Source organism: Aquibacillus salsiterrae (assembly GCF_028416595.1).
Lineage (GTDB): Bacteria > Bacillota > Bacilli > Bacillales > Amphibacillaceae > Aquibacillus_A > Aquibacillus_A salsiterrae.
Genome location: NZ_JAMQKC010000041.1, coordinates 1 through 8,385, shown reverse-complemented (window position 1 = coordinate 8,385; position 8,385 = coordinate 1). Strand labels below are relative to the sequence as shown.

The window sequence follows — 8,385 nt, the reverse complement described above, 5'->3', positions numbered from 1 at the left end:
TTTTGTTAGGTCCAGCGCTGTAGCCAATAATTTCACGATTATATAAGTCTACTAATACGCAAATATAATGCCAATTTTGCTTTACTCTTACATAGGTTAAATCACTCACAACCACTTTTAGTTCTTCATCTTGATCAAATTCCCGGTTAAGCGTATTGCCCACTTCGGATTCATTCACAGTAGCTTTCCTTGGTTTAAATTGAGCTACTGTGTATTTTGATACAAGTCCTCGTTCTGTCATAATGCGCCCAATACGACGGCGTGAGACTTGCCAGCCAAGTTTTTTCAGTTCTTCTTTAATTTTTCTCTGTCCGTAAATATTTCGACTGTTTTTAAAAATGTCAACGATCAATTCTGTTAGTTCTTCATTCTGATTTTCACGATTTTTCGCTTCATAATAATACGTGCTTTTTGGTATTTGTAGGACGTGACACATTGCTGATACCGAGTATTTGTGACTGTTATTACGGATCACATCTACTTTCGTCCCATGATCAGCGCGGCTTGCTTTAAAATATCATTTTCCATCAAAAGTTTTTTATTTTCTTTACGAAGTTTGATTAATTCTTCTTGCTCTGGCGTTCTATTGTCTTTCTCCTCAAATGATCCGGTTGTGCTATGTTGGCGAACCCACTTATCAAAGGCAGAAGGCGTCAGCTCGTATTCTTTGATAATTTCAGCTCTTGGCTTACCTGAAGCATGTAACTGAACAATTTGTTCTTTAAATTCTTTTGAAAATGATCTTCGTTCTCTTTTGGTCATCATTGATTCTCCCCCGACATTCATTGAATCAAGTTTATATGACCTTAACGAATCTGTCCAACTAAGTGTAACCTATCCAGGATGCGAAGCGTGAATTCGGACTACAAGTTGATTTACCATAAGTCCGCAGTTAAATTCATAGCTAAACTAGATAAAAACTCTCAAGATAGAATTATAACTGGATTAAAGGGACTCATATCCATTCCTCCTGAAGGGGATATTAAGAGTCTTAAAGGGCATAGGGGTTAGTATAGGTTAAGAATTGGGAGTTACCGTGTGATCTTTAATATTAACCATCAAGAGCAAGTAGTCTATATCGAAGCAATTGGAAACCGTGGAGATATTTATGAATAGTACTAACGTGTAATTCTTCCTAGAATATTCTAGGGAGTTTTTACTCTTATATTTTGCAAAATGAAAATACAAAATATTGCAAGATGTACTATCTATTCCTCCATGATAATATACTTTGCTACCATAATGTGAATGGAAAAAGACTTCTCAGTGTTTTTAAGCACTTGAGAAGCATTGAGAAGTTGGTAGTAACATTGAGCTAACCTTTATCTCTTCTCCATTAAACAAGGATTTCAAAAACTTAATTAATCATTTAACACATGAAAAAAATCACATTGATGTTAATCACCTACTTATATTGCAATATTTAATAAGACATGAAGAAATTGACACCTCAATAGCTGCGGAAGTTGCGCAAGGGAGTATGGAGCAAGCGCGTGAATTGCTTAGTAAGATGCAAAATGATTTTAACGTATTAGAATCAATTGGTCGTGGTAAGGGGAGAACCCTTAACTGGTATTAAGATTTTTTACAAACCTGTGTTAAATAAGTGCATTCTTGGCTAAAATAGAGTTAAAGATTCTAATGAATGGAGTAGCTTTATGGATATTCAAGAACAGCTCAGGTCTGCTTTAAAAGAGATTGATAGAATAAAAAAAGAAAATATACAATTAAAAAGGGACCTCCATAAAGCACAAGGTCGTAATACATCTTATAGTCGAACATCTAATATAAAGAAAACAGCGACTGATTTGACTCCTAAAGAAAAAGCTGCAACTTTATTATTTATGAACCTTTTTCGAGGGAAAACTTATGTTTTTGCTCAAAGGTGGGAATCAAATACTACAGGTAAATCAGGATATTCACCAGCATGTGAAAATAAGTGGGATAAAGAGCTTTGTCAGAAACCTAAAATCAAATGTCAGGATTGCTCTCATCAATTATTTCATACCTTAACTCCTCAAGCTATTTACGAACATTTAAGTGGGATTAAAACAGTAGGAATATATCCGTTACTTGAAGATAATACAGGACGGCTTCACCGGGATCATAGTGATAAAGAAGAAGTAAAAGTGTTTGATTATGTAGACTCGAACATTGACGTTTTACAGAAAATATTTGAAAAGCGGTTAAAGGGATATAAAAATATTGGTTATAGTCTATATGGCGAAAACAAAGAGAAAAGCCAACAAATTCAATTATTCTAGTAGTTTGAAATAAATAAAGCGATATAAACAATCTAACAAAAGATTCTACTGTTTGTCCTTGGTAATACTCAATAAAGTAAGTGAACAGATTTCAGATATAAATGAAACTGAGGAAATAGATTGTTGTAACTTAGAAAAACCTTTTATCAAATATTTGATTAAAATTGGTTTAGAAGGTATATTCAGAGCAAAGCTGATACTCTCAATTTAAGTATATGTTTCAGTGAGAAAGGTGAAGCAAATGTTCGAACATATTAATCAGAAGAAAAAACATCTAGATGCCAATCGACCGTTACCTAAATATACAGTGAAAAGCTTACGTGAAAAGTTATTACTCGAATGGACATATAATACAAATGCAATTGAAGGAAACACGCTAACGATCAACGAAACGAAGGTAGTTTTGGAAGGGATTACTGTTGGTGGTAAAACGATACGTGAACACTTGGAGGTTATTAACCATCGGGATGCGATTCACTTTGTAGAGGAGATTGTGCAAAAGGGTGAACCTTTGTCGGAGTGGCAAGTTAAGAATCTACATCGACTTGTACTGAAAGGAATTGATGATGAATATGCAGGTGTATATCGGGACCAGCAAGTTTTTATTTCTGGTGCTAAACATATCCCCCCATCTCCCTTCCTCATCATAAAAGAGGAGATGGAGCAGCTGATGGTATGGTATGAACAAGCAGAAACGAAAAAAATGCATCCAGTTGCTCGTGGAGCTATGCTACATGCTATTTTTGTTGGAATTCATCCATTTATTGATGGAAATGGTCGGACATCACGTTTGTTATTAAATTTAGAACTCATGAAAGAGGGTTTCCCACCGATTGTAATTAAAGTGGAAAATCGAATAGCTTATTATGAAGCATTAGATAAAGCACATACACAGAAAGAGCATGATGACTTTATTAAGTTAGTCGCGGGCGAAGTAGAAGATTCATTAAACCTATATTTAAGTGCAATAGACTAAAAAGCTTAGGAAAATATATAATAGAGTTGTCAGTTCTAAGATCGAATCCCCGTTCATCTTTTGAGATGCTAACGTTCTGCTAACGCAATCCAATAAAAGACGATAAATTACTGTTATAGATGTTACAGACAGAATTCAGCAAAACCTTGATATACCGGACTTTACGCCCACCTAGTTCTAGATATTACCCACTCTCACCATAGGTGCTGCATATGTAATGACCGATCAAGCCTTTGATATGTAAGGAATTCTGAGTTATTTGCTAGCAAAATGCTAACATTAGTTATATAAAAGAGGCTTTTCATTAGTTGATTAAACTTTTAAGAAGCCTCTTGCTTTTGCTGATGTAAAAGGGTTAAAAGTATTTACTACTTTCGCTTATTCTAAATGAATAAAGACATCTGATGATGCCACTTCGGCCAATTTTCGAGCAACTTATGACACAATTTTGAACCGCTGTTATCATTTAGAGATCCAGAATACTGTCGTACTGATATAGCAACGTCCCACCCCCCTTGCCCTTGTTTGTGTCCTGGATAGCTTTGAAGTCAGCCTCATTTTGTATTTAACCCTCATTGAGTACAGTTTTTAATAATTCCTTTACTTCAGGGGTTTGCATGATCTCAATCATTGTTTCTTGCATCTCTGGGCTTTTCATAACCTCAACCATGGTGTTCTTCATTTCCGGTTCGTTCATAATCTCGATCATTGTATTTTGCATTTCTTGCTGCTTCATCATTTCCACCATTTGATCCTGCATTTCGGGAGAACTCATTACACGGACCATTACATCTTGCATTTCCGGTGTTGCCATCATGTCAGTTAACATGTTAGGACTTATGCCACCAGAGTTCATCATATTATCGGTATTTCCCCCATTCATGCCCCCACATCCGGTAAGGAGGAGTAAGATTAACATAGAAATGACAGTAAGTATTCTTTTTATTTTCATATGACTTCCTCCCTTGTTTAGAAACGTATTTTTATTAAATTTCCCCATTATTTCCGGTTTATGATGAATCTTAACAAGTTCTTGACATTTTCCTGATAAGTTCTGAAATTTGGTCGGTTATATTGTTAATAAGGGAAAGGAAGTATGCTTTCCACTTAAAATTTCAATAGGAGTGAGTACAGGTGAAAAAATTATTAATAATAGCAGGTTTTGTTGGAGCATTTGCTGTCGGGTCAATGACTGGAGGACCAGTCCTTTCCTATGCCAGTTCTACTATTGGATCAACTGAAGCGTCTCTAAATATGATGGGTGATAACCAAATGATGGATACGAATCAAGGATCCGGAATGATGAATATGATGGGTAATTCGAATGGAATGGGTATGATGGGAAATATGAATGGGATGATGAATTCCATGTCTAATATGAATGACTTAATGACTAATATCTTTAGTGAAGCTGCCAAGACACTTGGTATGACGGAAGAACAACTTCAAAAAGAAATTCAAAGTGGAAAATCACTTGACACGATTGCAGATGAGCAAGGGGTAAAGGTGGATAAATTGACGAAAGAATTGGAGAAAGTTGTTCGAAAAGAAATCAAACAATTGGAGAAAGAAGAAACGGTGATAACAGAGCAGCAACGAGAGATGTTAGTTTCCATGGGTGACAACATCGGAATGATGCTCAATACTAAAGAAATGTTTGCTTGTACCGGGTCTTTTGATGAATCCAAGTAACAGATGAAAAGGAGTTGCTAGCATATGTGGAATAACGGTGCAGAATGTTTAGGAGGTGGATTTCCGATGATGATGTTTGGTGGGATTTTTATGTTGATTTTTTGGGGTCTTGTTATTTGGTTAATTGTATTAGCTATTCGAAAATTGTCGTCAGGCAGTAAATCAAACCAAATTGACAATGCAGTAAACTTATTAAGACAGCGCTACTCTAGAGGTGAAATCGATACAGAGGAGTACAGAAAACGACTAAATGAGCTTAGAGAAACAAATGAAATTTGATTATAGAGAATAAACCTTGATAAACTTTTATCAAGGTTTAATTTTGTTTACTTCGTACCGTACTAAAAATTAATATAATAATGAATATGAGAGGAACTCTTTTCATGAAAAAAACAGTGATGATTGTAGATGACCAAGAGGAGTTAAGAAATTCAATTTCAACCTTCTTACAAAATGAAGGTTATCAAACAGTGAAGGCACGTAATGGTAATGAGGCGTTACGTCTTCTGGAAGAAAGTCAATATATCGATATCATTTTACTTGATGTCATGATGCCTGAAAAGGATGGATATGAGACGTTGCGCGAATTGCGAATGGCAAAAAATAAAACCCCTATTATTATGCTAACGGCTAAAACTGATGAGGTTGATAAACTATTGGGACTTGAAATGGGTGCAGATGATTATATTACAAAGCCGTTTAGTTTACGTGAAGTTGTCGCTAGAATGAAGGCGGTATTAAGGAGAACAATGGATGCTCAAACAGACGATGAGTGGATACAACAAGCAGATATCAAAATTAACCTTTCCACATATGAGGTTTATGTTCACGATAAAAAGGCTAGTTTAACCCCTACCGAATTCAAAATTTTGACAACACTTGCAGAAAAACCTGGTCGTGTTTATAGCAGGATACAGTTGCTGAATATTGCTATGGGAGAAGCATTTATTAATTATGAACGTTCGATTGATACCCATGTTAGTAATCTAAGAAGAAAGCTATCAGAACTTGGGTCAACAGCCTTGATTCAAACTGTCTACGGGATAGGTTACCGTTTTGAGGTGGAAACATGAAGCTTAGGACCAAGTTAATTATCTCGTTAACGATGGTGATTATCTTCATGGGACTGTTTCAATCTCTGTTTTTTCAATCTCGTATAGAAAAGACATTTGAAAATTATCTTTCAGAAAGTGACGAAATGAAAGTTGACATGATAAAGCAAGCAGTGTCATCTTACTATGTCTCTACAGGCTCATTAGAAGGTGTAGACCGAATTCTTGACTTTTCAAATCGAATGGATATGGGAAATATGATGGGGCATATGGGAGGCACGCTTGAAATTACCATTTTAGATACTTCAGGAGAAATAGTAGTAGACACAACGACTAAAAGCATGGAAGATAAGTATTCCTCAGTTGAAGAACCACTGATTATCCAAGGTGAAACCATAGGAACCTTTATTGCATATTTAGTTAAAAGTGATTCTGTTTCTCGCCTTGAACAACAATTTGTACAATCGGTCAATATAACCATTCTTTTGGGATTTCTTGTTGCTGTACTGCTTTCTTTAATTATTGGCTTTTTTCTATCTAAAAGAATCACAAAACCTCTTACTCAGCTTGTCTCAGGGATTGAACAGGTTTCTAAGGGTAAGACAAATTTCCGCGTTACGATCAATTCAAAAGATGAATTCAGAAAGCTTGGTGATGCTTTTAACAAGATGACAGAGACATTAGAACGAACAGAGCATATTCGTAAATCCCTCGTAGCTGATGTAGCACATGAGTTAAGAACTCCACTTGCCATTATTCGGGCAAAATTGGAGTCAATCCAAGCTGGGGCATTAGAAGCAACAGAAGAGGTAATCTTAAGCGTAAGTGATGAAGTATATCGCCTTTCAAGACTGGTCAATGACTTGCAACAGCTAAGTCTTGCGGAATCTAAAACATTGCCACTTCACAAAGAGCAAACAGAAATAAACAGTTTTTTGGAATCCGTTCTTTCTCAGTTTCAATGGTTTGCAGATGAAAAAAATATTAAGCTCTATTTTATGAAAAATTCTACTAATGTATTTCTCAACATTGATCGAGATCGTATGACTCAGGTGATTGTTAATCTAATTGGTAATTCTCTGCGTTATACACCGAAACATGGAATAGTTACAGTTACTGTGAAGCAGGAAGATGAAACGGTTGTTCTCTGTTTTCAAGATACAGGACCAGGTATAGATGAAGAGAAACTACCATTCATTTTTGAGCGATTTTACCGTGTTGACGAGTCCCGTAAACGTGATGAGAGTGGGGCAGGTCTCGGACTATCTATTGCAAAAAGTTTTGTTGAAATACATGGTGGGGATATCAAAGTGAAAAGTTCGAAAGGAGAAGGAACGACGTTCGAAGTTATATTACCTCAAGAGTAGGTCTATTGAACAAGAAAAATGCTGCGGTAGTTATTTATTACTGCAGTATTTTTTTCTCCATATTGCTTAGTCGCTCATCAATCATATCTACCTTTTGTTTGATTTATTAAGTCATCCTCATATGTTCCATCATGTACATACTTATTTCCATTCTTTTTGTGTATTTAGGGTAATAGTAGGGGTACCGCTGATACAATTTCTTCCACTCCCGAATGTAACTTTCCTAATATTTATATGAAGGTACCTTCAAACCTCTTTTAGTAGTATATAGACTACCAAAATCAGAAATCAAGTTTTTAATTGAGTTCCTTTATTTAGTTGAATTCAAATTAAAATGTGATAAATTAATAAACAACTAGACTGAACATATAGTGCCTTTTTATGCAACGAGTATCTCTTTAAACAAAAATCTTACTTTTAATTACAATAATTATTTTATGTATAACGTTGGCTCTAACGAGTTATTATGCCTACCTTGAATCTAAACAGGTTAAAGAAATAATGATGGAGAAATAATTGGAATTGTTTCGGTCGGATTTTTGGTTGAGGATATTCGTACTATATGTTTCAGAAAAAATTTTCAATATAGATAGTGTTTCTTTAATAATTTTAATATTTGGTATATTTGGAAGTATCTTATTAGCTAGAAATGTAAGAAAAGATACCCTTGGGTTGGAGCCTCATCAAATTGCAGCTTTATATAGAGAACGAAGCGCAATTCTATTATCGATAAGAGAAGGAATTATTGCAATAGATGATCATAAAAAGATTACAATGATTAATCATTCTGCAAAAAAAATCCTAGGTATAACAGATGAATGTATGAATCAATCAATCGCTGATGTGTCATGGTATCAATTCAAGACCATGTTAAAGTACAAGGCAGCATGGTACGGTAAGACGGTAGTGTTTGCGGCCAACTCTATTGTCCTGTTCGGCGGCAGCTTTGGTCAACGACCTTGTCATATCCGTTTAATAAAAAGAGCCGACAGTTCAATGGCCATGGTATAATGGACATTGAACTGTCGGCTCTT

At 35.4% G+C, this 8,385-nt stretch carries 8 protein-coding genes and 2 pseudogenes; 8 read left to right on the top strand and 2 right to left on the bottom strand.

The genetic code is table 11. From position 1 onward, the window contains the following. Nucleotides 1-762, bottom strand: a pseudogene (locus tag NC799_RS17810) (IS3 family transposase); the annotation flags it as partial. A 90-nt stretch (nt 763-852) separates the two neighbouring features. Between NC799_RS17810 and NC799_RS17805 the strand changes: the two are divergent. From NC799_RS17805 to NC799_RS17795, 3 genes and pseudogenes are all read left to right on the top strand, one after another. Continuing rightward, nucleotides 853-1,116 (top strand): annotated as a pseudogene (locus NC799_RS17805) (type II toxin-antitoxin system RelE family toxin). A 542-nt stretch (nt 1,117-1,658) separates the two neighbouring features. Then, on the top strand, nt 1,659-2,264 hold the full coding sequence (locus NC799_RS17800; protein WP_272447791.1) for a TOTE conflict system archaeo-eukaryotic primase domain-containing protein: 606 nt from the start codon (nt 1,659-1,661) through the stop codon (nt 2,262-2,264). Nucleotides 2,265-2,505: 241 nt separating this feature from the next. Continuing rightward, a complete protein-coding gene (locus NC799_RS17795; RefSeq protein ID WP_272447790.1) occupies nt 2,506-3,240 on the top strand; it encodes a Fic family protein in 735 nt (244 codons plus the stop codon). Nucleotides 3,241-3,805: 565 nt separating this feature from the next. Here NC799_RS17795 and NC799_RS17790 read toward each other — a convergent pair. Next, nucleotides 3,806-4,192: a GerD family protein gene (locus NC799_RS17790; protein WP_272447789.1), complete on the bottom strand. Its 387-nt coding sequence runs from the start codon at nt 4,190-4,192 to the stop codon at nt 3,806-3,808. A 182-nt stretch (nt 4,193-4,374) separates the two neighbouring features. On the opposite strand from NC799_RS17790, the gene NC799_RS17785 reads away from it, so the two are divergent. From NC799_RS17785 to NC799_RS17765, 5 genes are all read left to right on the top strand, one after another. Then, on the top strand, nt 4,375-4,932 hold the full coding sequence (locus NC799_RS17785) for a hypothetical protein (protein ID WP_272447788.1): 558 nt from the start codon (nt 4,375-4,377) through the stop codon (nt 4,930-4,932). Between the two features lie 24 nt (nt 4,933-4,956). Further along, nucleotides 4,957-5,211 (top strand): SHOCT domain-containing protein, encoded by a 255-nt coding sequence (locus tag NC799_RS17780; protein ID WP_272447786.1) that lies wholly within the window; start codon nt 4,957-4,959, stop codon nt 5,209-5,211. Nucleotides 5,212-5,315: 104 nt separating this feature from the next. Next, nucleotides 5,316-6,005, top strand: coding sequence for a response regulator transcription factor (locus tag NC799_RS17775; RefSeq protein WP_272447785.1), 690 nt, complete (start codon nt 5,316-5,318; stop codon nt 6,003-6,005). Then, the gene (locus NC799_RS17770; RefSeq protein WP_272447784.1) at nt 6,002-7,351 is read left to right on the top strand and encodes a sensor histidine kinase; all 1,350 of its coding nucleotides are present in this window, start codon (nt 6,002-6,004) and stop codon (nt 7,349-7,351) included. Before NC799_RS17775 ends, NC799_RS17770 begins: the two co-directional genes overlap by 4 nt. 672 nt (nt 7,352-8,023) lie before the next feature. Continuing rightward, complete coding sequence (locus tag NC799_RS17765; RefSeq protein WP_272447783.1) at nt 8,024-8,362, top strand: PAS domain-containing protein; 339 nt, start codon at nt 8,024-8,026, stop codon at nt 8,360-8,362. Nucleotides 8,363-8,385: the final 23 nt, after the last annotated feature.

What these genes read in the sequence shown, in the direction of transcription:
- NC799_RS17800 (WP_272447791.1), top strand. Translation starts at nt 1,659, where the DNA reads ATGGATATTCAAGAACAGCTCAGGTCTGCTTTAAAAGAGATTGATAGA.
- NC799_RS17795 (WP_272447790.1), top strand. Translation starts at nt 2,506, where the DNA reads ATGTTCGAACATATTAATCAGAAGAAAAAACATCTAGATGCCAATCGA.
- NC799_RS17790 (WP_272447789.1), bottom strand. Translation starts at nt 4,192, where the DNA reads ATGAAAATAAAAAGAATACTTACTGTCATTTCTATGTTAATCTTACTC.
- NC799_RS17780 (WP_272447786.1), top strand. Translation starts at nt 4,957, where the DNA reads ATGTGGAATAACGGTGCAGAATGTTTAGGAGGTGGATTTCCGATGATG.
- NC799_RS17775 (WP_272447785.1), top strand. Translation starts at nt 5,316, where the DNA reads ATGAAAAAAACAGTGATGATTGTAGATGACCAAGAGGAGTTAAGAAAT.
- NC799_RS17770 (WP_272447784.1), top strand. Translation starts at nt 6,002, where the DNA reads ATGAAGCTTAGGACCAAGTTAATTATCTCGTTAACGATGGTGATTATC.